Raw genomic sequence first — 25,610 nt, forward strand, 5'->3', positions numbered from 1 at the left:
CTGCACGGTCGCAGTAGACGGTGATTTCTTCGCAACCCATATGGACCTGATATGTCATGATGAGCATATGCACGATCTCGGGAGTATGAAGAACTGGCCCGAGCTCCAGGCTCTGGGGCTGCTGGTGGCCCTCAGTGGCAACGCCAGGTCGATCGGCCAGGCCGCAGCGAAACTCGATCTCGCCCAGCCGAATGCCTCCCGCAGCCTGCGCAACCTCGAACGCGATCTCAAGGTGCCGCTGCTGCGGCGCTCTCCGCGGGGCACCGAACTCACCGTCGAGGGCCGCGCCGTCGCCGAATGGGCGTCGAAGGTCATCGAAGCCTACGACACGCTCTACGCCGGGGCCCGCGCGATCCAGGACGCCCGTGCCGGAACCGTCAAGGTCAGCGCCTCGCTGACGGTCGCCGAATACCTCATGCCCCACCACCTCACGACATTCCGCGCCGCACACCCGACAATCGACATCGGACTGTCGGTGGAGAACTCCGCGACCGTCATCGACCGGGTGCGCCGGCAGACCTGCGACCTCGGGCTCATCGAATCCGTGTCCCTTCCGAAGGACCTCAACGCCGAGGTGGTCGGCCGTGACCGACTCATGATCGCCTGCGGCCCGGACTTCGCCCACGCCTGGACGAAGCCGATCACCGCCGAGGATCTGGCGCAGGTGCCGCTGCTCGTGCGTGAGATCGGCTCGGGCACCAGGGAGGCCATCGACGCGGCACTGCTCGGTGTGGGAGGAGTCCGCGTGGCGGGGGAGTACGGATCGAACTCTGCCCTGCGCATCGCCGCAGCCACCTCTGTGGCCCCGGCGGTCTTGTCGGAACTCGCTCTGCGCGATGACTTCCGGGCCGGACGTCTGGTGCCGCTGCCGGTGGCCGACGACGTCGATCTCACCCGCGAACTCAATGCAGTGTGGTCGGGCAGCAGACGGCCGTCACCCGGAGCGCGACTGCTGCTCGAGCACATGGTCGACAGCGTCGAGTAGAAGGTTCGGACGACCAGAGAATTCGGACGACCAGAGAATTCGGAACAGCGAGAAGCGGAGGAATCGGCACGCACCTCTGCGGACTCCCGAAACATTCTCGTCATGCGACTGCCGAATTCGTGTGATGGAGTGGGGCATATATTGGGGACATGACACAGCCTGAGCTCTCCACCTCATCCGCCGCTTCGTCCGAGCCCGCCGCTTCGTCGGATTTCGCCCCGGACACTCTCATCGTCGAAACCGGACGCCCGCAGCGCGCCTACGGTGCCGCGGTGAACCCGCCGATCGATCTGTCCTCGACCTTCGTCAGCGCCGGCGACATCACCGCCTCGCCCTATGCCTACGCTCGCTTCGACACCCCCGCATGGACACCGTTCGAAGAGGCGCTCGGTCAGCTCGAGCACTCAGCACTGCCTGGTTTGGTCTTCGGCTCCGGTCTGGCGGCGATTTCGGCCGTGATCAGCCTCGTGCCCGCCGGCGGCACGCTGATCATCCCGACCCACAGCTACCAAGGTGCGCTTTCCTCCGCGGAGCAGATCGCTGGGCGTCAGAACTTCGACATCGTCACCGTCGACATCTCCGACACCGAGGCGGTCATCGCCGCCCTCGACGAAGCGGGGCACGCGAGGCCGGGTCAGGTGGCAGCGGACGGGGCGGCCGCCTCGGCGAGTGCCGGCGAAGCCGGATCCCCGGGAATGCTGTGGATCGAATCGCCGACGAACCCTATGCTCGAGGTCGCCGACGTTCCCGCGCTGACCACCGCCGCCAAGGACCGCGGGTTCCTCGTCTCCGTCGACAACACCTTCGCCACCCCGCTGCTGCAGACGCCGCTCGATCTGGGCGCCGATATCGTCGTGCACTCGGTGACGAAATACCTGGCCGGGCACTCCGACGTCGTCCTCGGCGCGGTCGTCACCGGCAGCACCGCACTGCGCGAGGACCTGCATACGGAACGATCCATGCGCGGTGGCATCGCCGGACCCTTCGAGGTCTGGCTGGCCCTGCGTGGACTGCGCACCCTGGCCGTGCGCCTCGACCGCGCGCAGGCCAACGCACACGCCATCGCCGAACGCCTGGCCGCCCACCCCACCGTCGTCGAAACCCGCTACCCGGGTCTGCCAGGTGATCCCGGCCATGCTCGTGCAGCCGCGCAGATGAACGGGTTCGGAGCGATCATCTCCTTCACCGTCGACTCCGCGGAGAAGGCCACCGCCATCGCCGAGGCGGTCCGACTGTGGACGCCGGCGACGTCCCTGGGCGGGGTGGAATCCCTCATCGAACGTCGCCGCCGGCACCCCGCGGAACCGGCGACCGTGCCCGAGGGGCTCATCCGTCTGAGCGTGGGCATCGAGAACCTCGAGGACCTGTGGGCCGACCTCGAGGCGGCCCTGGCCTGATGGGGCAGGCGCCCGATTACGTGCTCGACCGGCCCAGCACGGACGACCGTGATCAGTTCTTCACCATCGACTCCGACCCGCGGGTCTGGACGCACTTGCCCAGCGGGCGCCTGACCGATGGGGAAGACGCCGTAGCGATCCTCGTCCGCTTGGCCTCGCAGTGGGAGCTCGACGGAATCGGGCCGTGGATGGTCAGACGAGTTCCGGGCGGGGAGATTCTCGGCTATTGCGGCTGCTCGCTGCGCGGAGTCACCGGCCCCGGTGCCTCCCGTAGTACACCCGGAGCGTTCTGGAACCTCGGGTACCGGTTCCGGCCCGAAACACAAGGACAGGGGCTGGCGACCGCGGTCTCGCGGGATGCGATCGAGGCCGCTGCGGCCGTCGACCCTGATCTGCCGGTCGTGGCGTATCTGCTCGAGGCCAATACTGCTTCAGCCGTGGTCGCCCGCAAGCTCGGGTTCGAGCTCGTCCATCGGGCGCCTGACGCCGGCAATCCCGACCCGACTGCCATGAGGCTGGTCTTCGCCGATCGGGACCTCACCGCTGCCCAGCTCGACGCCACTTTGGCCTGAGAGCGCGAAGCATTCTGCCGAGAAACGGGTCAAACGTCGAGACACGCGGGTGCACCCACGTTTCTCGACACTCCACCCGTTTCTCGGTGAAACACCCGTGCCGGAACCCGTTTCTCGACGCTGAGCACGTTTCTCGGCAGCGAGCAATCCGCCTCGCTTATGTGACGCAGATCAACTTAACGTACGTTAAAGTGGCGGTAGATGCTTCCGCGCTCCTCCCCGACGGACGGAAGCAGTCGCCCCGAAAGCTACTCGGATCATCGGATTCGTACGAAGGAGTCGCATTGTCCACCAGTGTTCTCACCGAAGTCAGCGGCGATGTCACGACCGTGACCATCAATCGTCCGGAGAGCCTCAACGCGCTCAACGAGTCGACGTTTGAGGCCATCGGCACGGCCGTCACCGAGGCGGCAGCGAACTCCCGAGCCTTCATCCTCACCGGCAATGAGCGGTCCTTCAGCTCCGGGGCGGATCTGCAGGGAGGGCTGGAACGACAAGACGGCATCGACCTCGACGGTGCGAATAGGATCATCGCCTCGATCCTCGACCTGCCTATCCCCACGATCGCGGCAGTGTCCGGACCGGCCGCCGGCATCGGCTGTTCGCTCGCGTTGGCCTGCGACTATCTGGTGATGAGCGAGAAGTCCTATCTCATGCTTCCCTTCACGAAGATCGGTCTCATGCCCGACGGAGGCTCGACTGCGCTGGTCGCAGCCTCGGCGGGGCGTCACCGGGCCCTGCGCATGGCGCTGACGGGAGAGAAGCTGCAGGCCGCCGATGCTCTCGACTGGGGGCTGGCCAGCGAAGTCGTACCGGCCGGAAGCCACCTGGCACGGGCCGAGGAAGTCGCCGCGGTCTTCGCGCAGGGTCCGACTCGAGCCCTGACCGCCTCGAAGCGAGCGATCAATCGGGCCAGCCTGGCTGAAATCGACTCGTCCTTCGGCCGCGAGGTCGAAGGCCAGGATGCGCTGCGCGCGAGCAAGGACTTCGCCGAGGGAGTCGCGGCCTTCCTCGAGAAGAGGGCACCCGGCTTCACCGGGGAATGATCGCGGGATGGCGCGGACGGACCGGCCCATGACCGCCAGGCCACGGGCAGGTCCACCACCGCCCGACCGCGGACTGGTTCATAACTGTTTGACCACGAATCGATGCGACCGCATCCGCGCCACCTGCGGAGCTGATGTGATGGTGACGATCGCCCACCACGAAACCGGCGATCACGATACTTCTCCCGCCGCGGCCACAGCGGCGAGGAGGGGCCGTAGTACGAACGAAGGAGTCTCATGCTGACAGGAATTCCGTCCACCCTGGGCGACAGCTACCAGCTCAACACCACCACCCTCATCCGGCACGCTGCCACCGTCTTCGGCGATGTCGAAGTCGTCTACCGCCGTTCGGACGGTTCCTGGGGTCGGTCGAACTACGCCGACGAGTTCAAGCGGATGGCTCAGCTCGCGCAGGGTCTCGCCGACCTCGGCGTCGGCGCCGGCTCCATGGTCGGAGTCCTCGACTGGAACTCCCGCCGCCACCTCGAGCTCTACTTCGCTGTCCCCGGTGTGGCCGCGACCATGCTCCAGCTCAACCTGCGCCTGGCTTCCGAAGACCTCGCCTATGTCGTCAGCCACTCGAAGTCGGACTGGATCTTCGTCGACGAATCCCTGCTGCAGGTCGCCGAATCGCTGGCGCCGAAGCTCGACGTCAAGGGCTGGGTCGTCATGACCGACAAGCCGATCGCGGAGATCGAGACGAGCCTGACCAACGTCGTGTCCTACGAAGACCTCATCGCCGACAAATCCGAGACCTTCGACTGGCCCGTCGTCGACGAGAAGACCGCCGCCTACGCCGGATACACCACCGGCACCACCGGCCGACCCAAGGGCGTGTACTACTCGCACCGCTCGATCTACCTGCACACCATGGGCGGTCTTGCCGCACTGCACGGGAACTTCGACGACTGCGTCATGCCCATCACCCCGATGTTCCATGTGCTGTCGTGGGGCTTCCCGCAGAACGCTGTGGCCGCCGGTTCCAAACTCGTCCTGCCGGGCAAGTTCGCCGCCGAGGAGTTCGGCGCCATCGCCCAGGCCTTCGTCGAGGAGAAGGTCACATTGGCCAACGGCGCCCCTGCCATCTTCGGGCCGATGCTGCAGATGATGAAGAAGATGCCGCAGGCTCCGGATCTCTCCGGCGTCCGGTTGGTCTCCGGATCCTCGGAGCCGCCGCTGTCGATGATGCGCGGGTTCAAGGAGCTCACCGGGGCCGACGTCATCCACGGCTACGGGGCCACCGAAACCACCCCGCTGGCGACGACGAACTGGAAGATCCGACCCGGTCTCGACCTCGACGCGGAAGAGAAGTGGGATCTCAAGCGCTCACAGGGTCTGCCCATCATCGGTGTCGAACTGAAGACCGTCGATCCGGAGGGCAATGAGCTTCCGCGCGACGGAAAGTCCATGGGCGAGCTGGTCATGCGTGGCCCGTGGATCACCGAATCCTACTTCCAGCTGCCCGACAACGCCGACCGGTTCCTCGACGGCTGGTGGCGGTCGGGTGACGTCGGCACCATCGACGAACACGGCTACCTCAAGATCACCGACCGGCTCAAGGACGTCATCAAGTCCGGAGGCGAGTGGATCTCGTCGATCGACATGGAGAACGCGATCCTCGACAACCCCGACGTCAGCGAGGCCGCTGTCATCGGTGTCCCCGACGAGAAATGGGATGAGCGTCCGATCGCCTACGTCGTCGCCAACCCCGGCGCCGAGGTGACCCGTGAGTCGATCGTCGAAACGCTGAGTTCTCGTTTCGCAAAGTGGCAGATGCCCGATGAGGTCAAGGTCGTCGACGAGATGCCGCGCACCTCGGTGGGCAAGCTCGACAAGAAGCTGCTGCGCAAGAACTGGGAAGAGTCCTGATCACAGCAGACTGATCACAGCAGCAGCCAGCCGAGCAGCCCGGCGCTGATCACCGTCGCCCATGCCGGGATCTTCCACATGGTCCCGGCGACGAAGGCGGCGACGGCCAGCGCCAGGGTCGCAGGCGACGTGATCCCCTCGACGAAGACGGGGTCGTAGAGCGCGGCCCCCAACAGTCCTACGACGGCGGCATTGACTCCGGTCAGTGCCGCCGTCGCCGGTTCCCAGGAGCGCAGCCGTTCCCAGAACGGCAGGATCCCGATCACCAGCAGACCGGCGGGAAGGAAGATCGCGAGCAGTGCGATGCCGGCGCCGAGGATGCCGCTGGGCCCCGTCGTCATCGACGCTCCGAGGAACGCCGCGAAGGTGAAGAGCGGACCGGGCACGGCCTGAGCGGCGCCGTAGCCGGCGAGGAACGTGTCGTGGTCGACGAGCCCTGTGGGCACGAGCTCGGCATCGAGCAGCGGCAGGACGACATGACCGCCGCCGAAGACCAGCGCCCCGGCCCGATAGAAGATGTCGATGAGACGAATCGTCGCGTCCCCGGTCACTGCGGTGAGCGCGGGCAGTCCGACGAGCAGCGCGACGAAGGCGATGAGGGCGGAGATGCCAAGTCGCCTGGCGCCACGCGAGGCAACGCGGGTCTCGGCGGGGGTTTCCCGATTCTTCGCCCCTCTGTGGGGCCGTTTCAGCCAGACCAGACCGAGCACTCCGCCGAGGACGATCGCGGCGACCTGGACGAGAGCCGTCGGCACGAACGAGTTCGGGATGACGAGCATGAGGACGATGGCGAGACCGGCGATGCTCGCGCGCCGGGCATCCGGGGTCAGCGATTTCGCCATCGACTGCACGGCACCGGCGACGACGGCCACCGCGGCGGCCTTGAGTCCGAGCAGCCATCCGGCATCGCCGAGCTCGCCGAAGGCCGAGAGCCCGAGCGCGAAGAGGGTGAGCAGAATCGCCGACGGCAGAGTGAAGGTCACCCACGCGGCGGCGAGCCCAGGCAGACCTGCTCGGCGCAGCCCGAGTCCCATGCCGACCTGACTCGACGCGGGGCCGGGCAGCATCTGGCACAGGGCCACGAGGTCGGCGTATTCGCGGTCGTCCAGCCAGGAGCGGCGGCCGACGAAGGTCTCGCGGAAGTACCCGAGGTGGGCGACGGGGCCGCCGAACGACGTCAGGCCCAGGCGAAGGAACGATCCGGCCACCTCGGCGGTGCGGGCAGGTGCAGTGGTCATCGGATCAGTGAACACGAATCAGGTGACGCAGAGGTGAACGGGCCTCAGGGGTGGTGGAGGAGATAGGTGCCGCCCTTGAGGCAGGTGTCGACGACCCAACCGTCGCCGACGAGGCCGGTCAGCGCGGTGCGCAGCGCCAGTCGCCAGCGGCTGGCGAGGTCGGCATCCTGGCCGCGCAGGTCCTCGATGTCGGAGGGGAAGTCGAGTGAGACGAATTCGGTCTCCTTCGGCACTTCGCTCAGCAGCGGCTCGCCGTCATCATCGGCGCGCAGGCAGGGGAAGGCCGATCCGGGATCGACGACCGAGGCCCGTGCCGGACGGTCGAGCGGCCAGGACACCATCATCCGGTCGCTGGCCTGGCCGGAGTTCACTCCGTCGCGCATCTGACCGTAGAAGTCCTCGAGGTATTCGACCATGCCGACGCCCAGGCGTTGGAAGTTGAAGTACGCGTTGCGTGCGATGAGGGGGTCGAAGGTCCAGGTCATCTCGGTGATGCCGAGGTTGAGGCACCACAGGCGCTGGTGCAGCTTCATCGCGGATCCGGCGCCGCGGCCGATGATCTGGTGGCGGACGCCGGCGATATGCGAGTGCATGACCGTGCCCAGAGGCTGGCCGAAGAAGCCGATGGTCACACCGATCATCTCGTCGGGTTCGTCGACGCTGTAGGCAGCTGAGACATAGTTGCCGGCGTGGGCGAAGGCGATGATGAGGCTGGGTTCGAACACGTTCGTGCCGGTCTCGTCGACGTTCCAGACTTCGTCGAGCAGCATCGAGGCCCTGGCCGCCTCGTCGGCGGTGTGGATCTCGCGCACGTCGATGCGCGCGGTCTCCGCAGCGGCGGCGTATTCGTCCTCCGCCAGGGCGAGGATCTCCGAGTCCACTGTTCTCAGTTCTGGGTTCGCGCTCATGGTGACATTGTGCCACCCGATCCCGGCCACGGCGGGAGGTCCAGGGCAACGATTCGACTACGGCGAACGGGCCAGTGCATGCTGAGACGCGGCCGACACGCGCGTGAGTGAACGTCCCCGCACGCTTGAGTGAACTCCGCCGCCCGCCGGGATGGGCCGGGTATAGCCTGGACGCATGAGCTCAACAGTCGCCGTCATCGGCGCCGGAACCATCGGCCGGTCGTTCGCCTATCTCTTCGCCCGCAGCGGGTACACGGTGCGGGTCTTCGACCCGCGTTCCGACCTCGCCGAGGTGGTCGCCGAGCTCCAGGCCGACGTCACCGCCGACGCTTCCGCCCGGAATGAGCTGGCCTCGCAGGTCGGCACCGTCGAAATCGCCGAGACCGTCGAGGCCGCCGTCGCCGGTGTCGTCTTCGTCCAGGAATCCGGTCCCGAGGATCCCGAATCGAAGCCGGTGCTGTTCTCCCAGATCGCCGAGGCGGCTCCAACCGAGGCCGTGTTCGCAACCTCATCGTCGACGATCCCGGCCTCATCGATCGCGGCCGCGCTGCCGGAGTCCGAGGCCTCCCGCGTCATCGTCGGCCATCCATTCAATCCACCGCATCTCATGCCGCTCGTCGAAGTCGTGCCATCACCGCAGACCTCTACCGAGACCGTGGACGCCACGGTCGAGTTCTACCGCAGCTGCGGCCGCGAACCGGTGGTGCTGGGACGTGAGATCCGCGGGTTCGTCGGAAATCGGCTGCAGAATGCGCTGATGAAAGAAGCGATCTCGCTCGTGCAGAACGGAGTCGTCACCGCCGCAGACCTCGACACCGTGATGAAGAATTCGCTGGGTCTGCGATGGTCGGCCGTCGGTCAGTTCGAAGGCATGCACTTCGGCGGGGGAGAGGCCGGGATCCGCGGGTTCATGGACCATATCGGCCCGGCCTTCGCCGCCATCGAGGATCTGCCCGTCGACGTCGACCCCGCAGGCATGGAAGACGTCTTCGAGCAGGTCGAAGAAGCCTATGGCCCGACGCCGACTCCGCAGGCCGCCGCCGTCCGCGATCGGATCCAGAAGGCGGTGCTCGACGCCCGCGGCCAGGGTCGCTGAGCCTCAGTCGCTGAGGCTCAACTGCTCGGGCTCAACGACTGAGGCTCAGACCGCTGCTTGGTAGAAGTACGTGGTGCGTTCGGCGATGAGACCCTCGGTGTCGAAGAGGAAGAAATCCGCGAATCCCACCGAGGTCTCCGAGCCGTCCTTGAGGCGGCCGCTGAAGACTCCGCGACTGGATGCGCGGTCGCCGTCGACGATGATCTCCTGCAGCGAATGCGCACCGGAATCGATGACGCGTTCGCCGTGGTAGAAGTCGGTGATCTGCTGGCCGACCATCGTCGGATAGCCGGGCCGATCATAGCTGGCGTCGGCGGCGAACAGCGCCGAGGTGGCGCCCGCATCTCCGGCATCGACGGTGGAGTAGTAGCGCTTCACGAGTTCAGTCACACTGGGCATGGCACTACCGTAACAGTGACCCATGACATAGTCCGGCCCGGCCCTCGGCGGATCGATCCGGGCCCCTCGGGCCACCGAGCTTCTCGTCGACCTCGATCGTCATCTGATTTCGCATATCCATCCTGCATCGGGTTAGTATCGACCTACTAATGATAACGAGTCTCACTAACTAGAGAGTGCGAATGATGAAACGACACCACACGATGCTCGGATCGGCGGTGGTCGCCTCGGCGCTGCTGCTCACCGGATGCCAGGCAGGCGACGACGCCACCGACTACGACGCGGTCGGCAAGGACGAGAAGACCGCGGGCGCCGCAGACAGCAAGGACGACAAAGGGCACGCCCAGGAGCTCGCCGGTGCCCAGCCGCGGATCGTGACTACCTACGACGGAGGGATCCTCACCCTCGACGCGACGACGCTCGAGGTCATCGACGACACGAAGATTGAGGGCTTCAACCGCCTCAACCCCGTCGGCGACGGCCGCCACCTCATGGTCTCCGTCGCCGAAGGCTTCCGCCTCTTCGACGCCGGAGTCTGGACCCAGCCGCACGGCGACCACACCCACAGCTACGCCGCCGACCCGCAGCTCACCGACACCGTCTTCGACACCGAACTGCCCGGACACGTCGTCAACCACGGCGAGGCCACCGTGCTCTTCGGCGACGGCGACGGCAAGATCCAGACCTTCGACACCGAGGACTTCTCCGACGGCGCCCCGAAGCCCCAGGTAACCGAGGTCGACGAACCCCACCACGGTGTCGCCGTGAAACTCGCCGATGGTTCGATGCTGCACACCGTCGGAACCGAGGACGAACGCTCGGGTGCGAAGGTCGTCGACAGCTCCGGCAAAGAGATCGCAAGCAGCGACGAGTGCCCCGGAGTCCACGGCGAAGTCGCTGCGAAGGACGAGGTCATCGCGCTCGGCTGCGAGAACGGAATCCTTCTGTACAAGGACGGGAAGTTCGAGAAGATCGACGCTCCCGACTCCTTCGGTCGCATCGGCAACCAGTCCGGCAGCGACGAATCGCAGTACATCCTCGGCGACTACAAGGTCGACGAAGACGCCGAACTCGAACGCCCCGAACGGGTGAGCGTCACCGACACGAAGTCGGGCAAGCTCTCGCTCGTCGACCTCGACGCCTCCTACAGCTTCCGATCCCTGGGCCGCGGACCCGACGGGGAGGGCGTCGTCCTGACCACGGACGGGAACCTCAAAATCATCGACCCCGCCACCGCCTCGGTGACGGAGGAATACCCGGTCATCGACGAATGGGAAGAACCCGTCGAATGGCAGAAGGCCCGCCCGACGCTCTTCGTCCAGGACGAAGTCGCCTATGTCAGCGATCCGGGAGAGAAGAAGATCCACATCCTCGACCTCGAATCCGGTGAGGTGATGGCCGAGGAAACGCTGCCGCACGCACCGAACGAACTCACCGGCGTCACCGGCTGAGGACCCTCGGCAGACGCTGACAGCGACGCGAAACCGACCCGACCGGCGGTGCCCGTCAGCGCACCGCCGGTCGGGTCGGCCGCCTCGGTGATGGCTGTGAATCCGCCCAGGAGGTGAGACCGTCGTTGCCGCCGCCGGGTTTCGGCCATAGCGTGGGGATGGACATGCGATCGCAGATGATCGCAACACCCCGTCGAAGTGAAAGAGGACTGACATGACCACCATGTATCGCGTGACCGACCCGGCGACCGGCCAGGTTGCCGAAGAATTCCCCACCGCCACCGATGCCGAGATCCTCGCGGCCCTCGATCGTTCGGCGACGACCTTCGACGAGTGGAGCAAGACCCCGGTAGCTGAGCGCGCTGCACTGCTGACCCGCGTGTCCGAGATCTACGCCGAACGCGCCGAAGAGCTCGCCGAGGTCATCCGGCTCGAAATGGGCAAGTCCGTGCCCGAAGGCAAGGGCGAAGTCCAGCTGAGCTCGATGATCTACAAGTACTTCGCCGACAACGCCGAGGCCTTCATGGCCGACGAACCCCTGCGCGGACCCAAGGACGCGACCGCCATGATCCGCCGCAAGCCCGTCGGCTCGCTGCTGGGCATCATGCCCTGGAACTTCCCCTACTACCAGGTCGCCCGTTTCGCCGCCCCGAACCTGGCCCTGGGCAACACGATCCTGCTCAAGCACGCTCCGCAGTGCCCCCGCTCGGCGCAGATCATGGAAGAGATCTTCATCGAGGCAGGCTTGCCCGCGGGCGCCTACATCAACATCTACGCCAGCAACGAGCAGGTCGCCGACATCATCCTGCCCGACCCGCGCAACCACGGTGTGTCCCTGACCGGATCCGAGCGCGCCGGTGCCGCCGTCGCAGCCGAGGCCGGAAAGAACCTCAAGAAGGTCGTGCTCGAGCTCGGCGGATCCGACCCCTATATCCTCCTCGACACCGACGATGTCCAGAAGTCCGCGAAGACCTTCTTCAACACCCGCATGGGCAACACCGGCCAGGCCTGCAACTCGCCCAAGCGGATGATCGTCATGGACGACATCTACGACGACTTCGTCTCCTCCATCACCGAGGCGGCCAAGAAGAACACCCCCGCCGTGCCCGGCGAGGAAGGCTCCCGCCTGTCCCCGCTGTCGTCGGTGGCCGCCGCCGATCGCTTCGTCGAACAGGTCCAGGACACCGTCAGCGAGGGCGCGACCCTGCTGGCCGGGGGTAAGAAGTACGACGGCGGCGGAGCCTACGTCGAACCCGTCGTCCTCACCGATGTGCAGAAGGGCATGCGCGGATACTACGAAGAGCTCTTCGGGCCCGCCGTCATCGTCTACAAAGTCAGCAGCGAAGAAGAAGCCGTTGAGCTCGCCAACGACACCCCCTTCGGTCTGGGCGCCGCCGTGTTCTCCACCGATATCGCCCGGGCCGAACGCGTCGGAGACCAGATCGATTCCGGAATGGTCTTCCTCAACGCTCCCGAAGGAAGCCGCGAATACCTGCCCTTCGGCGGAGTCAAGCGCTCCGGCGTCGGCCGGGAACTCGGGCCGCTGGCGATGGACGAATTCGTCAACAAGCAGCTCGTGTACAAACAGAGCTGATCGGTCAGAACTGATCGGTGCGCTCGGGACCCGAGAGCGCGGGTTCCGATCGTGACCGGGTTGTGATCGCCGTCAGGGCGCTGTTTCCTACCAGGGGGCAGCGCCCTGATTGTATGCTGAGACCACACACAGCTAGTTCTCATACTTCTCAGCGGGAGGTCTTCCCATGTCGGCACCGAAGCCGTCAACCCAGGTCAACGCCGCAGCCTCAAAAGGGATCATGCGGCCGGTCAACCGATTCCTCGAACAGTGGATCCCCTCGGCCCTGACCTTCGCCATCGTCCTCACCCTCATCGTCGCGGTCCTCGCATTCATCTTCACCGATGCCGGCCCGACTGACGTCGTCACCGGCTGGGGTGAGGGACTGGCCGGTCTGCTCGAGTTCATGACGCAGATGTGTCTGATCCTCCTGCTCGGACACATCCTCGCCAACACCGGACCCGTGCGGAAGCTGCTCGCCTGGCTCGCCCGCGTTCCTGGCAACGCCACCTTCGCCTACGTCTTCGTCTTCCTCGTCGCCGCCCTCGCCAGCCTCATCACGTGGGGGCTCGGCCTCGTCGTCGGTGCGCTGCTCGCCCGTGAGGTCGCCGTCCAGTCACGTGACCGCGGAATCAAGGTCCACTTCCCGCTGCTCGTCGCCGCCGGCTACTCCGGGTTCGTCGTCTGGCATATGGGCTATTCGGGATCGGGCCCGCTGACCGCGGCCACTCCGGACTCCTTCCTCTCCGAATCCCTCGGCGGACAGACGGTGCCGGTGTCGGAGACGATCTTCGCCGGTTGGAACCTGCTGGCCATCGCCGGCGTCATCATCGTCTGTGGGCTCCTCTTCTTCCTCGTCGCTCCGAAGGCCGGCGCCCCCGTCTACGAACTCCCCGCCTCGGTGAGCTCGGAGAAACAGTCGCAGGTCGACGAAGAGGTCGTCACCCCGGCCGACCGCATCGACGCCTCGCGCATTCTCACTCTCATCGTCGGCCTCGCTCTCGTCGCCTACCTCATCATCCACTTCGCCCAGGGCGGGGGACTGACCCTCGACATCGTCAACTGGTCGTTCCTCGCGCTCATCCTGCTGCTCGTGCGCAACCCCTTCGAGCTCATCCACCTGACGAAGGAGGCGGCCTCGAACGTCGGCGAGATCCTTCTGCAGTTCCCGCTCTACGCCGGAATCCTGGGCATCATGTCCTCGACCGGACTCATCGCAGTGTTCTCCGACGCCATCGTCTCGATCGCGAACCCGGCCTCGTTCGGGGTTCTCGCGCTCATCTCGGCAGGACTCGTCAACTTCTTCGTCCCCTCCGGCGGCGGACAGTTCGCCGTGCAGGGCCCGATTATGCTCGATGCTGCCAACCAGCTCGGCGTCGACCCGTCGATTGCGATCATGGCCGTGTCTTACGGCGACCAGTGGACGAACATGCTCCAGCCCTTCTGGGCGCTGCCGGTGCTGGCGATCGCCGGGCTGAAGATGCGCGACATCCTCGGCTACACCGTCATCACGTTCCTCGGCTCCGGGGTGGTGATGGCTGCCGCGCTGCTCTTCGTCTCACTTTGAGACTCGATTCACTCTGAAGCTCGATTTACTCCGAGCCTCGATGAATGTCCCGCCGAGGTGGGCGGAGCGGAACCGACGCTGCCATGGTCGGTGAAGCCCCACCTCGGCGAGGGTGAGTCGCTGATCTGCAGATTCGCTTGGCATAACAGGATAAGTGACCTTAAGTGTCTATGTGGTAACCTCCGTTGTTGGCCGTCCCCGTGGAACCGGGGATGCGACGATGACGGAAGATCTTGAAGCAACAGCCGTTGATTATGCTCGGTTGAGCACTCTGCTCGACCGAGTCCGATGCCACGACGCCAACGCGTCCGGATAAGGAGTACAACCATGTCAGCATCAGTTGACACCCCGCCGGGTGACCCGAAGGGAGAGGCGAAGGCCAAGGTGAAGCCCTCGCTTCCTCCCGTGAATAAGAAGGTGTTCCTGGCGGCGGCCCTGGTGGCGCTCGCCATCACCGTGTGGGCTCTCATTTCACCGACCAATGCCGAGACGGTCCTCGGTGCCGTCGTCGGCTGGACCTCCGATTGGTTCGGCTGGTTCTACGTCCTCCTCGTCCTCGCCGTCCTCGTCTTCGTCATCTACCTGGCGGCCTCCCGCTACGGAAACACGAAGCTCGGCCCCGAACACTCGAAGCCCGAATTCGGCCTCGTCGCCTGGGCGTCGATGCTCTTCGCCGCCGGCATCAGCACCGACCTCATGTTCTTCGCCGTGGCCGAACCGGTCACGATGTACCTCACCCCACCGAGCACCGAACCCGAAACGGTCGATGCCGCCCGCGAATCGACGGTCTGGGCGCTCTTCCACTACGGCCTGAGCGGTTGGGGACTCTACGCCCTCATGGGTATGGCTCTGGCCTACTTCGCCTACCGGATGAACATGCCGCTGGCGATCCGTTCGGCGCTGGCCCCGATCTTCGGCAAACGCGTCCACGGTGCTCTGGGCGAGACGGTCGACTTCGCCGCCCTGCTGGGCACGATCTTCGGCGTGGCCACCTCGTTGGGCATCGGTGTCGTCATGGTCAACGTCGGTCTCAACACCGTCTTCGGCATCCCGATCGGCACCGCCACCCAGGTCGGCATCGTCGTCGTCGGAGTCGGTGTCGCCACGCTCTCGGCGATCTCGGGTGTGGACAAGGGAATCAAGTTCCTGTCCATCCTCAACGTCGTCCTCGCCATCGCGCTGAGCCTCTGGGTGCTCGTGGCGGGAAATACGAAGTTCCTGCTCAACGCCTTCGTCCTCAATATCACCGATTTCGTCCGTCTGTTCCCGAACATGGTCGGCCAGACCTTCGCCTTCGAAGACACCGGAACGTGGATGACCGACTGGACCCTGTTCTTCTGGGCCTGGTGGATCGCCTTCGCTTCGTTCGTCGGACTCTTCCTCGCCCGCATCTCCCGCGGACGCACCATCCGCCAGTTCGTGCTGGGCACCCTGACGATTCCGTTCATCTACATCTTCATGTGGATTTCGATCTACGGAAACTCGGCGCTGGACATCATCCGCAGCGGTGACAAGAAGTTCGGCGAAGCCGTCATGCTCAGTCCCGAAGGCGGCTTCTACGACCTGCTCTCCCGCTATCCGGCGTTCGCCGTCATCGCCGCTTTGGCCACGATCACGGCTCTGCTGTTCTACGTCACCACCGCGGACTCCGCGGCCTTGGTGATGGCGAACCTGTCGTCGAATCTGCGGAACCCCGCCGAGGATGGACGCGCTGGACTGCGCATCTTCTGGGCGCTGTCGACCGGTGCCCTGACGGTGGCGATGCTGCTCGTCGGGGGCATCGGCGCCTTGCAGAGCGCGACGGTGATCATGGGCCTGCCCTTCGCCTTCGTCGTCATCCTCGTGATGATCGGTCTGTACAAGGCACTGCGGGTCGAGGCGAACCGCGTCGACAGCGTCGACACGACCCTGCCCGGCTCGTTGGCGCGTCGTTCCCGCGGCCCCGGTCACGAGACCTGGCAGCGTCAGCTCGGCCGGGTGCTGTCCTTCCCGAATCAGGCGCGTGCCCAGGAGTTCGAGCAGAAGGTGCTCATCCCCACCCTCAACGAGGTGGCCGAAGAGATGGAAGGCCGCGGAATCTCATCGCGTTGCGGTCGCGTCGATTCCGAAGGCGTATTCGTCGACGACGGTGAACTCTTCCAGTTCGAAGTCGACGGAGGCGGGCAGTACCCGTTCCGCTATCAGGTGTGGCCGCACAAGGTCAGCGTGCCGTCGTTCGGCGGAATGGTCCCGCGCGGAACCGGCGAGGACTACTACCGGATGGAGGTATACCTCGACGGCGGCACCGGTCAGGGCTACGACATCATGGGGTTCTCGAAGGAGCAGATCATCGATGACGTGCTCGACCAGTACGAACGCCACGTCGAATTCCTCCAGCTGCAGGAGAACGTCATCCACGGCGATGACTGAATCCGCTGGGTGAGAGCGACGCCCGGGATCCTGGCCTGATGGTCGGCGGTCCCGGGCGTTGTCGTTTCTCGCACCGAGGCGGCACGTTTCTCCCGCATCGAGGCGGCCGGACGGTGCGTGGCGAGCCCGGGAAAGGTCAGGCGATCACCCCGCAATCACGCTGCGCAGGGTGCGGGTGACGGACAGGGCCGTGAGTCCGCTGGTGGCGGGGTTCTCCGGGCTCGGGGTCGAGCGGATGTCGAAGGTGAACCCTCCTGCCGATCCGGCTGCTCGGATCCGATGGGCGGACTGGTTCTGACCGGCCACCGCTTGGATTACGACCTGCACCCGCTCCAACGATGCGCCGAGCATGTCGGCATCGGACGTGCCGGCGGACAGTCCGCGGGTGGCCCAAGCGAGAGCGACGGCGATATTGACGTTGGCCGGGAACTTCTCGATCGCCTCGGCGGGGTTGCCCGTGAACACCGTCAAGGGTCCGTCCTCGGGGCGGAGGTCACGCAGACGTGCGGCCTCGGTCTCGGACATCCACGGTCGGATGAGTCCGCTCGCCTCCTTCGAAGTGGTGATTTCGACGGTGTCGAGGCCATCGGCCTGCGCCGCCGCCTCGAGCACATCGAGTCCACCGATCGCCCCGTTGGTCACATGCAACCGGCCGGGGCCAGCGAGCAGACCCGCACGGGCCTCGGGCGCTGCCAGGGCACCGACACTGGTGAGGACGAGAGGGCGACCGGACGCAATAGCCGACGGACCGAGCTGGGCGGCGGCAGGGACACCGGCGCATTCGACGATGACGTCGAAGCCGTCGAACATCCTCGGTGAGGGTGAAGTGTCGATGTCGGCACGACCGGCGAGCCGGGCAAGACCAGGGAGGTCGACCACCTCGGCGCCGTGATTCGGGCGGCCGTCATGCTTGGCTCGATCAGAGACCAGAGCGGTCAGGCTGAGCGTCCCGGCGGCGAGCTCGGGAGAGAGCAGCTGGGCGACGTGACGGCCGATGGCACCGAATCCGAGGAGGAGCACTGAGGTCATGGCCGCACCTTATCGGAGATCACTGACATGGGGCTCAGACCGGCGTGACCATGACCTGGGGGACCGGAGTATGGGGCGTGCGGGCAATGTCAGTGCGACGCGATACGGTTGCAGAATGGACGACGAAACACAGCCAAACCATTCCGGCGGAGCCGTCATCGGCGACGACGGACTGGCCCGCACTCCTTGGGCGTACGGCGACCCGATGCTGCTGGACTACTACGACAGCGAATGGGGCCTGCCCATCCATGACGAGGCGGGGCTGTTCGAGCGGATGAGCCTCGAAGGATTCCAGGCCGGACTCTCCTGGCTGACGATTCTGAAGAAGCGGGAGCGATTCCGTGAGGTCTTCGCCGGATTCGATCCCGAGGCCGTTGCCCGCTTCGGCGACGTCGAGATCGAGCAGCTGCTGACCGACCCCGGGATCATTCGCCATCGGGGCAAGATCGAAGCTTGCATCAACAACGCTGCTCGCGTGATCGAGCTGCGTGAAGATGGCGGGCTCGATGCGTTTCTGTGGTCGTTCCAGCCTGCGCAGACGCCGCGGCCGCGCACCGTCGCCGAGATCCCGACGACCGGACCGGAGTCCGTGGCCCTGTCGAAGGCTCTGAAGAAGAAGGGATTCCGCTTCGTCGGACCGACCACGATGTATGCCCTGATGGAGGCCATCGGCATGGTCGATACGCACCTGCTCGACTCCCACCGGCGAGGTGCCTCCGGAGTGTGGTCGAAATGAACGACATCCGAGTCTCCGCGCTCGTCCTCCTCCACCCGCAGCGTCCGGGGCTGCTCATGGTGCGCAAGGCCGGGACGACGTCATTCATGTTGCCCGGCGGCAAACCCGAAGAGGGGGAGACCGCTGAGGACACCATCGTGCGCGAGATCGCCGAGGAACTCGGACTCGATCTGGACCGACACCGGCTGCACGCCCTGGGTACGTTCGCCGCGGCGGCGGCGAACGAGGCCGATCACCGAGTCATCGGCGACGTGTTCTGCTACGACGGCCAGCCGGAGGGGCTCGATGTGGAGAACATCGCGCATCTGGCCGAGATCGCCGAAGCCGGGTGGTTTCCCATCGATCCTCTGCCCGCGGACACCGAGACCCGCCAGTTCGCACCGCTGACCCGCAATGAGGTGATCCCGGCGTTGCAAGCAGCTGGGAGATCGTCAGGCTGACCGGCGGCGCCGCGCACACGGTGTGGCACTGGGTTCACGTGGTGCGGCATTCGATTCACACGGCGCGGCGGCTGTTCTCACACGGCGCGGCGTTGGAACGCGAGGTCGAGGGTGAACAGCTGCAGGGAGTGCACCAGGGTGATCGCTGCGATGAGGAAGCTCAGTGAGATGTCGATGATGCCGAAGACCGTCAGTGCCGGTGGGCTGACATAGCCGGGTGCCTGCAGGAGGGTGCAGCCGATGACGATTGCGCCGGTGAGGATCGCAATCAGGACGGCGATCGTCGTTCGTCCCACCGCAGCCAGGCACAGCAGACCGGTGGTGAACAGCAGAGCGAAGAGCGCGAAGACATCGACTCCCCGTCCGATGATGAGGACTTCCTGCCACAGGTTCCCGTACGTGACCGAACTGTCCGGTTCGGGGGAGTAGTAGGGGAAGAACGAAGCGGCGATGACCATCACCACCAACGGTCCATAGAGGCGGGCATAGACGATGTTCGTGCGTCGGATGCGCCGGGCGAGGTCGTCGGCGCGGCGGAGCTGCCCGGTCGTCATCGACCGGTCGTCGTCTGTCGCCGTCACCGTGGCCCGCCCTTGGTGTCGAGGCGGGTGGCACGAGGACTCGTTGCTGTGCCGAAGCACGGCAGAAGCATCGCATTTCTCCAATCAGGGAGTTAGGGGATTGTGGTCGACAATGGCGCGAATGGATTAGGCGTCATCAAGGCGGGTCGAAACCTGAAACGTATTCAGGAAAGTTACCGCTCGGTGTTCTCACGAGACAAGGAATGGTCATGACTCAGGTGTCATGCCCGCGAAATTTCACATATTCGCACAAAGGCTTTTATGCCGGGTTGTGACTTTATCCCTATTTGGCTGCTCGCCGAGGCGCATTCTTCGATCGGGCAGTCGCGAGGTCAGGTACGGCATGATCCTCTGCCGCGCGACCGAGCAGGCGCGAGATTCGATCGAGGGTGTCGCGGAGTTCGGGGCTGTCGACGACGGTGAAGTCGGTGTCCAGCCGTGCCAGTGTCAGGGCCATGGTGGCCAGGCTCTGCCCGCCGACAGTGACGAGGCAGCGATCGTCCTCGAGCGCTTCGACCGTGCCTTCGGCGGATGCGAGCCTCTTCATCACCGTGGGTGCAGGGGCGTCGACGACGACCTGGGCCGAATGCCGCCACCTGGGTTCCGTCGCATGTCGTTCGACGAAGTCTCCGATATCGTCGGCCGGCAGCGGGCGCGGAGTGAAGCTGCGGCCGCTCGGGATCTTCGGCACGATGCGTTCGGCGCTGAAGACCTGCCAAGCCTCGGATTTGGGATCGAAGGCCAGCAGGTGCCAGCGGTGCTGACGGTTGACGAGCCGATAGGCCTCGACTTCCAGATGGGCCTCGTGAGTCGGGGGACTGTGCGCGGCTGCCGGTGGTGGTGAATCTCCGGCGGTGGAGTCAGTGGCCCCGGCATCGTTGGTTTCTGTGTTGGTGGCGCCTGAGCTGGCTGCGTCGCCGGCAGCGTCGCCGGGTGGGTGGACGGACGGCTCGCCGAGGTAGGTGAAGCGCAGGAGTTCGTGTCGGCGGCAGTGGTCGATGAGGGTGACGATGAGGTTCGGGTCGATGATCGGCATCGGCTGATTGCCGACGACCGGAACGGTGAAGTGTGCGAGGCTCTGCACCCTGGCCCGGACTGCGGCGGGCAGAATGGTCTCGAGCTTCGCCAGCGCCAGGGCCGAAGTCTCTTCCATTCCGCCGATGATGCAGCTCAGCCCAGAATGGAGGCCGACGGCGACCGCCACCGCTTCATCGGCGTCGAAGATGAGCGGCGGGATGCCCACACCATTGGAGGAGAGGCGGTAGCCGCCCTCGGTTCCGCGTGTGCCGTCGATCGAGTAGCCGATATCGCGCAGCGTGCCGATATCGTTCCGGACGGTCCGCGGACTCACTTCCAGACGATCTGCCAATTCGTTTCCCGACCAGGTTCGGGGGACCATCAGCAGTGACAATAACCCGAGCAGCCGTGCTGCAGTCTGTGACATCTCTGCGTCTTCTGTCGTTTAGGAAGACCTCCTGCCTGAACTCAGAATAGCATTATGCAAATCGTTCCGGGGCAGAGCGAAAACAATGAAGTGGCTTCCCCGAATTCGGAGGAACTGACAAAATTGATGCACGACCAGCAGAATATTCAGAGTATTCCTTCCCCAGTGACAACAGAAACTGAATTCGATGTCGACGACTATCTCGAGTTGTATTCCTCGGCACGGAAGAAGGACAAAGGGTGGATCCTCGACGAGGTCATGATCCTCACCGGATGGTCGCGTGACCATGCGCGGCGCCGATTGGCTGCCCTGCACGACGGAGAGGACGACTTCGATGATGAGGCCACCGAACAGGCACGATCAAGGTGCTGCAAATATTCGCCCGAATCACGGGCACTCCTCGTTCAGATCTGGGAGTGGTCGGGGTATCAGAGCGGCAAATACCTGGCCGCAGTGATGCCGCTGCTGCTCGACGCCGCCGAACGCCACGGCGCCCTCGTCCCCGACCGGGACGGGTACAGTCTCGAGGTTCGCAGCGAACTGCTCGCCGTCAGTCCGGCATCGATCGACCGGTATCTGCGCTCGGCGCGAGCCGAGGACTTCCGAGACCGCCGAGTGTCGACGAAACGGTTCACCAGTCCCAGCGAAGACTTCCTCGACTTCGCGTCGGGACCGAACGAGTTTGAGCCCGGATTCTTCCTCGTCGACACCATCGCGCATGCGGGACCGACCCGCGCCTCGAACTGCGTGTTCACGATCAGCGCCTCCTGCCTGCACACCGGCTGGGTCTTCACACGCAGCCTTGCCGACAACTCCCCGGGCACCATGGTGGAGGTTCTGCAGTGGTCACTCGACGAGGTGCAGGGGATTCCCTTCTGGGTCAACGCCATCGAGCTGAGCAACGCCGATGACACCGTCCACGAGGCGACCGACCGGTGGGCACGCAGCCTGGACATCCATTTCAGTCCGGTGCTCAAAGACCTCCGCCGCGATCGGCTTCCGGAAGCATCGCGGCATCAGCATCTCGTCCACGAGTACGGCAATATCCGCCGCTACGACACCGACGAGGCTCGGTCTGCACTCAACGGACTCTGGCGTGCCGTCGACGACCGGCTCAACTACTTCACCCCTACGCGCAAACCAGCCGGCTGGGCAGAAGGCGAGGATGGCGAGCAGCGTCGCATCTACGACGAACCGAGCACACCGTTCGAACGGCTGCGCGCAGCGGGCGTCATGTCACCGACGCAGGAGGACGAGCTCATCCGGTACGCAGACGGTCTCGACCCGGCCCGCCTGACCGAGGAGATCATTTTCTGGCAGAACCGTCTTCAGGAGCTGGCCGCCTGAGCGGGGTTCGGCCCAGGGATGTCGGCCACGGGTCGTCGGCAGCGAGCCGAGCCCAGGGGCCGACGGCTCAGTCGCGATCCTGTCGCGAATAGGCGATGAGCGCCCGATACAGATCGATCGGCGCACAATTGGCGCCCTTGGCCAGGGACTTCATGAGTTTGCGGTAGGTCTGGTAATCCATGTGCGACGGGTTGTCCGTGGACACGAGATTGAAGTCGTGCAGCACCGTCAGCGCCCGGGAATCCATGATGGAGAACTTCTTCGGATTCACCACGGTGAGCAGAGTGCTCGCCATCGGGATTCCCACTCCGGGCAGCATCTGCAACAGTGGCAGACGGAAGCGATTGGGTGTGTCCTCGTCGAGAGCGACGCCGGTGACGAAGTCGATGTCATCGGACGAGAGCTCCTCGAGACCCGACAGGACTCCGATGGCCTTCCACTCGGCGACCTTGAGGAAGTGTTTGCGTTTGAACGATTCGCGGACCTTCGTCTTCGGACCGACTTCGCTGAAGATCTCCGATTCGAGGTCCGTGAGCACATAGAGCGGTTCGAACTTGAGGACGAATGCGGTGTCGACGGTGCCGCTGGGGGCTTCGCGGTTCAGTTCCGATGAGGTCATGGGCCGATGGTAGACGACCATTCTGACGCGCAGGTGAACAGTTATTGCTCGGAAGGAAGGCGAACGGTTCGGACACGGCAGATGCAGTGCCGATGTCGTAACCTCGGACTATGAGCCCCGAACACCCGTCTCAGGCGACGTACACCCCAGCCCTGTTGGGCCTGGTGTGGACGGCGATGTTCGGGTTCTCCGCCTTCTTCTTCAGCTATTCGACGATGGTGACGATCGCGGCAGCGGACGGGTTGTCGACCGTCACCGGAGGGTCCGTGCTGACGACGATGATGATCGGTGTCATCGTCGCCCAGCCCTTCGCCCCGTGGGCCGGTCGGGTCTTCGGTTTCAAGGCCTCGCTGCTGATGGCGCTCGTGCTGCAGTTCCTCGGGCAGCTCCTCGGTCTCTTCGTCGGCCCGCCGCTGTTGGCGCTCGTCCTCGCCGGACTCTGCGGAGGCGTCGGGTTCGGACTCTTCGTCGTCCTCGCCAATGCGGCGGTCCCGGGAACGACCTCACCCGGGCGGATCGGCAAGGCACTGGGCTTCTTCGGTGGGATCACGTCCCTGGCGGCAGCCGTCGGGGCGCCGCTGGGACTGTGGTTGGTCGAGACGATTCCGATCTGGATCTTCCGCATCATCGTCTGTGCCTGTCTGCTGTTGGCCATCCCCACGGTGCTCAAATACGTACCTGGTCGGTCGCCTCGGCGAGGGGAGGGCGATGCGGGAGATGCGGCGCGCGGCAGCGAGGCCGTCGGGGTGCGGTCCGGTCGCAACGAGAAGCGGCGCCTGCGGAAGGTGGGACGCCGGGCGGGGGAGGCCCTCGGACTCGTCCTCATGCTCTCTCCGTTCCTCGTCGGCATGATCGTCTTCGGGATCATCGTCGGCTTCGGGCCGGGCGAGGACGTCGCGGTGGCGGCGCTGTTCATCGCGGGTATGCAGGTATCGGCGGTCATCGGCCGCTTCGTCGTCGGAGCCATTTCGGACAATTTCCCGCCGTTCGCACTCAACATCCTGGGCCTCGTCCTCACAGCGATCGGCCTGGTCTGTGCTGTCGTCTCCTACGGTGCGGCGCTGTTCGTCGCCATGCTCATCATCGGGCTCGGGCTGGGTGCCATGCAGTCGGCGAGCCTCGTCATGGCCTTCGCCTCGGTCAGCTCGCCGAGCCGGGCCAGCGTCGCCTGGAATATGAACTTCGACATCGGGCTGGCCATCGCCGGCGTGGTCGGCGGACTCGGCTTCACCTACCTCGGAGCCCAATCGACCTTCCTGGTGTGTGCCCTGCTCCTGCTGTTCGCGGGCGCACTGTCATGGATCGCGCGGACGCTGCAGATGCAGGGCAGTAGACACAGCTGAGCCGCTCATCGCGGCGAATCGTCATCGAGCTGCGCCAGCAGTCCGACGGCCGCGCGTGTGTACTCGCCGATCCAACGGTCATGGATCCGTTTGATCGGCAGCGGTGCCAGAGCAAGCAGGCGTGTGCGTCCGTCCTTGCGCCCCGTGACCAGATCGGCGCCTTCGAGCACCCGAATATGCTGCAGCACCGTCGTGCGATCGAGATCGGGAAACGCTTCGCAGACCTCGCCCGTCGTGCGCGGACGAGCCTTCAGCAGATCGAGGACACGTCGGCGGGTGGAGTTGGCCAGTGCTTTGAACACTGCGTCATCGGATTCGTCCGAACCTGTTCCCTCCAACTGCGACATGTGGTAAAAATATCACATGACCGATGAGCAGAGCGCCCAGAACACACCCGCCGAGCAGACTGATCGGTCCTGCCCGCTGGAGGAGCTGTCCTTCACCGTCACCGGGTATATCTCGAAGACTCCGCACGAAACCTACGAGGCGGTTGCCGATCCCGAACAGCTCACGCACTACTTCACGACCGGCGGCGCCCGCGGCCGTCTGGAAGCCGGAGCCGAAGTCACGTGGGATTTCGCCGACTTCCCGGGCAGATTCCCCGTCGAGGTCGTCGAGAACATTCAGGATGAGAAGATCGTCATCCGCTGGGAGGGGTCCGACGACTCTGTGGATACGGACACGACGACGACCTTCGAGTTCACTCCCGTCGATGACGGGGCGCGGACTCTCGTGACGATCACGGAGAAGTCCTGGAAGCTTACCGAGGGCGGAGCCCATGGCGCCTTCGGCAACTGCATGGGCTGGACCGGAATGCTCTCGGCGCTGAAGGTCTGGATCGAGCACGGAATCAACCTCCGCGAGGGCTACTACAAGTAGGCTCGAAGTCTCACCGTGTTGGACGCGGTCGAGCTCTACAGTGAAAAGATGAATCGATAAGTATCTTGTCGATGAAAAGTTTGCTCCGGTACGATCGAAGTGTGACTTATCATCATGGGGATCTGCGTCGGACCCTGTTGGCGGAGACTGCCTCGGCGATTGCTGAGGACGGCGTAGCCAAACTGAGCATGCGCGCGCTGGCGAAACGGGCCGGAGTCTCGAACGCCGCCCCGACCTATCATTTCGGTGACAAGTCCGGTCTGCTCACGGCCCTTGCGACCGAAGGATACGACCGTCTGGCCGGGGCGATGGCCGGAGTCGACGACGGCGGCGGACTCACTGCTCGCGGGGTCGCCTATGTCGAATTCGCACTCGCTTGCCCGTCTCACTTCACGGTGATGTTCCAGCCCAGGCTGCTCCACGATGACGACGTCGAACTGACTGCAGCCAGGCAGCGAGCGTGGGCCGCGCTCTCGGTCGGAGTGGCAAAGACCCGGCAGGGACCCGACTCCGATTTCGGAGTGGCAGCGTGGTCGCTCGTCCACGGATACGCCACTCTGGTGCTCAGCGGAGCAGTGGAGCCCGAAGACGCACTCAAGCAGGCACGCATCGTGGCGGGCCACCTCGCCAACGGGGCAGGCCCGAACCGCTGACAGGTCAGTCCGGCAGATCCGGCGACCCC

At 65.1% G+C, this 25,610-nt stretch carries 24 protein-coding genes; 16 read left to right on the forward strand and 8 right to left on the reverse strand.

All coding sequences use genetic code 11. The features are described from left to right. Positions 1 to 85 precede the first annotated feature (85 nt). The 5 genes from BEP01S_RS05905 (at position 86) to BEP01S_RS05925 (ending at position 5,869) form a co-directional block, all read left to right on the forward strand. Positions 86 to 985 (forward strand): LysR family transcriptional regulator, encoded by a 900-nt coding sequence (locus tag BEP01S_RS05905; RefSeq protein ID WP_244882110.1) that lies wholly within the window; start codon positions 86 to 88, stop codon positions 983 to 985. Between the two features lie 149 nt (positions 986 to 1,134). After that, positions 1,135 to 2,382, forward strand: coding sequence for a trans-sulfuration enzyme family protein (locus BEP01S_RS05910; RefSeq protein WP_062241395.1), 1,248 nt, complete (start codon positions 1,135 to 1,137; stop codon positions 2,380 to 2,382). Further along, positions 2,382 to 2,954: a GNAT family N-acetyltransferase gene (locus BEP01S_RS05915; RefSeq protein WP_062241402.1), complete on the forward strand. Its 573-nt coding sequence runs from the start codon at positions 2,382 to 2,384 to the stop codon at positions 2,952 to 2,954. The genes BEP01S_RS05910 and BEP01S_RS05915 overlap by 1 nt, the downstream gene beginning before the upstream one ends. A 284-nt stretch (positions 2,955 to 3,238) precedes the next feature. Beyond that, positions 3,239 to 4,000: an enoyl-CoA hydratase gene (locus tag BEP01S_RS05920; protein ID WP_062241404.1), complete on the forward strand. Its 762-nt coding sequence runs from the start codon at positions 3,239 to 3,241 to the stop codon at positions 3,998 to 4,000. A 237-nt stretch (positions 4,001 to 4,237) separates the two neighbouring features. Beyond that, a complete protein-coding gene (locus BEP01S_RS05925; protein WP_062241406.1) occupies positions 4,238 to 5,869 on the forward strand; it encodes a long-chain-fatty-acid--CoA ligase in 1,632 nt (543 codons plus the stop codon). Positions 5,870 to 5,883: 14 nt separating this feature from the next. Here BEP01S_RS05925 and chrA read toward each other — a convergent pair whose 3' ends face one another. Both chrA and BEP01S_RS05935 read right to left on the reverse strand, forming a co-directional pair. Beyond that, positions 5,884 to 7,107, reverse strand: a complete 1,224-nt coding sequence (chrA, locus tag BEP01S_RS05930) for a chromate efflux transporter (RefSeq protein ID WP_062241408.1) — start codon at positions 7,105 to 7,107, stop codon at positions 5,884 to 5,886. Positions 7,108 to 7,151: 44 nt separating this feature from the next. Next, positions 7,152 to 8,015, reverse strand: a complete 864-nt coding sequence (locus tag BEP01S_RS05935) for a hypothetical protein (protein ID WP_052239896.1) — start codon at positions 8,013 to 8,015, stop codon at positions 7,152 to 7,154. Between the two features lie 175 nt (positions 8,016 to 8,190). Here BEP01S_RS05935 and BEP01S_RS05940 point away from each other — a divergent pair, with 175 nt between their 5' ends. Next, entirely contained in the window at positions 8,191 to 9,111 is a 921-nt protein-coding gene (locus BEP01S_RS05940) for a 3-hydroxyacyl-CoA dehydrogenase NAD-binding domain-containing protein (RefSeq protein ID WP_062241410.1), read from the forward strand. 45 nt (positions 9,112 to 9,156) lie between these two features. Here the strand turns inward: BEP01S_RS05940 and BEP01S_RS05945 are convergent, their stop codons facing one another. Beyond that, the gene (locus BEP01S_RS05945) at positions 9,157 to 9,510 is read right to left on the reverse strand and encodes a nuclear transport factor 2 family protein (protein ID WP_062241413.1); all 354 of its coding nucleotides are present in this window, start codon (positions 9,508 to 9,510) and stop codon (positions 9,157 to 9,159) included. 182 nt (positions 9,511 to 9,692) lie between these two features. Here BEP01S_RS05945 and aztD point away from each other — a divergent pair, with 182 nt between their 5' ends. From aztD to betT, 4 genes are all read left to right on the forward strand, one after another. Then, positions 9,693 to 10,961: a zinc metallochaperone AztD gene (gene aztD / locus BEP01S_RS05950; protein ID WP_244882112.1), complete on the forward strand. Its 1,269-nt coding sequence runs from the start codon at positions 9,693 to 9,695 to the stop codon at positions 10,959 to 10,961. A gap of 214 nt (positions 10,962 to 11,175) precedes the next feature. After that, positions 11,176 to 12,555, forward strand: coding sequence for an NAD-dependent succinate-semialdehyde dehydrogenase (locus BEP01S_RS05955; protein WP_062241415.1), 1,380 nt, complete (start codon positions 11,176 to 11,178; stop codon positions 12,553 to 12,555). 166 nt (positions 12,556 to 12,721) lie between these two features. Next, a complete protein-coding gene (locus BEP01S_RS05960; RefSeq protein WP_062241416.1) occupies positions 12,722 to 14,101 on the forward strand; it encodes a short-chain fatty acid transporter in 1,380 nt (459 codons plus the stop codon). A 327-nt stretch (positions 14,102 to 14,428) separates the two neighbouring features. Next, complete coding sequence (betT, locus tag BEP01S_RS05965; protein ID WP_062241419.1) at positions 14,429 to 16,510, forward strand: choline BCCT transporter BetT; 2,082 nt, start codon at positions 14,429 to 14,431, stop codon at positions 16,508 to 16,510. 144 nt (positions 16,511 to 16,654) lie between these two features. Here betT and BEP01S_RS05970 read toward each other — a convergent pair whose 3' ends face one another. After that, positions 16,655 to 17,539, reverse strand: coding sequence for an aspartate dehydrogenase domain-containing protein (locus BEP01S_RS05970; RefSeq protein ID WP_082819441.1), 885 nt, complete (start codon positions 17,537 to 17,539; stop codon positions 16,655 to 16,657). A 115-nt stretch (positions 17,540 to 17,654) separates the two neighbouring features. Here BEP01S_RS05970 and BEP01S_RS05975 point away from each other — a divergent pair, with 115 nt between their 5' ends. Continuing rightward, the gene (locus tag BEP01S_RS05975) at positions 17,655 to 18,275 is read left to right on the forward strand and encodes a DNA-3-methyladenine glycosylase I (protein WP_039208601.1); all 621 of its coding nucleotides are present in this window, start codon (positions 17,655 to 17,657) and stop codon (positions 18,273 to 18,275) included. Beyond that, on the forward strand, positions 18,272 to 18,715 hold the full coding sequence (locus BEP01S_RS05980) for an NUDIX hydrolase (RefSeq protein ID WP_039208603.1): 444 nt from the start codon (positions 18,272 to 18,274) through the stop codon (positions 18,713 to 18,715). Before BEP01S_RS05975 ends, BEP01S_RS05980 begins: the two co-directional genes overlap by 4 nt. 77 nt (positions 18,716 to 18,792) lie before the next feature. Here the strand turns inward: BEP01S_RS05980 and BEP01S_RS05985 are convergent, their stop codons facing one another. Then, positions 18,793 to 19,296: a hypothetical protein gene (locus BEP01S_RS05985; protein WP_157070528.1), complete on the reverse strand. Its 504-nt coding sequence runs from the start codon at positions 19,294 to 19,296 to the stop codon at positions 18,793 to 18,795. Positions 19,297 to 19,579: 283 nt separating this feature from the next. Then, on the reverse strand, positions 19,580 to 20,740 hold the full coding sequence (locus BEP01S_RS05990; protein WP_062241423.1) for a helix-turn-helix transcriptional regulator: 1,161 nt from the start codon (positions 20,738 to 20,740) through the stop codon (positions 19,580 to 19,582). Positions 20,741 to 20,905: 165 nt separating this feature from the next. On the opposite strand from BEP01S_RS05990, the gene BEP01S_RS05995 reads away from it, so the two are divergent. After that, positions 20,906 to 22,087 carry a hypothetical protein gene (locus BEP01S_RS05995; RefSeq protein WP_062241424.1) on the forward strand — a complete coding sequence of 394 codons (1,182 nt, stop codon included), beginning with the start codon at positions 20,906 to 20,908 and terminating at the stop codon, positions 22,085 to 22,087. Positions 22,088 to 22,154: 67 nt separating this feature from the next. On the opposite strand, the gene BEP01S_RS06000 is transcribed toward BEP01S_RS05995, so the two are convergent. Next, positions 22,155 to 22,706 (reverse strand): hypothetical protein, encoded by a 552-nt coding sequence (locus BEP01S_RS06000; RefSeq protein WP_062241487.1) that lies wholly within the window; start codon positions 22,704 to 22,706, stop codon positions 22,155 to 22,157. A 110-nt stretch (positions 22,707 to 22,816) separates the two neighbouring features. Here BEP01S_RS06000 and BEP01S_RS06005 point away from each other — a divergent pair, with 110 nt between their 5' ends. Further along, positions 22,817 to 24,049, forward strand: a complete 1,233-nt coding sequence (locus BEP01S_RS06005; RefSeq protein WP_083532583.1) for an MFS transporter — start codon at positions 22,817 to 22,819, stop codon at positions 24,047 to 24,049. A gap of 5 nt (positions 24,050 to 24,054) precedes the next feature. Here BEP01S_RS06005 and BEP01S_RS06010 read toward each other — a convergent pair whose 3' ends face one another. Further along, positions 24,055 to 24,396: an ArsR/SmtB family transcription factor gene (locus BEP01S_RS06010; protein WP_062241428.1), complete on the reverse strand. Its 342-nt coding sequence runs from the start codon at positions 24,394 to 24,396 to the stop codon at positions 24,055 to 24,057. 16 nt (positions 24,397 to 24,412) lie between these two features. Between BEP01S_RS06010 and BEP01S_RS06015 the strand changes: the two genes are divergently transcribed. Both BEP01S_RS06015 and BEP01S_RS06020 read left to right on the forward strand, forming a co-directional pair. Further along, positions 24,413 to 24,928 (forward strand): SRPBCC domain-containing protein, encoded by a 516-nt coding sequence (locus BEP01S_RS06015; protein ID WP_062241429.1) that lies wholly within the window; start codon positions 24,413 to 24,415, stop codon positions 24,926 to 24,928. A 101-nt stretch (positions 24,929 to 25,029) separates the two neighbouring features. Further along, entirely contained in the window at positions 25,030 to 25,581 is a 552-nt protein-coding gene (locus BEP01S_RS06020) for a TetR/AcrR family transcriptional regulator (RefSeq protein WP_062241432.1), read from the forward strand. The last annotated feature ends 29 nt before the right edge of the window (positions 25,582 to 25,610 follow it).

The sequence above is a fragment of the Brevibacterium epidermidis NBRC 14811 genome, from assembly GCF_001570805.1.
Taxonomy (GTDB): domain Bacteria; phylum Actinomycetota; class Actinomycetes; order Actinomycetales; family Brevibacteriaceae; genus Brevibacterium; species Brevibacterium epidermidis.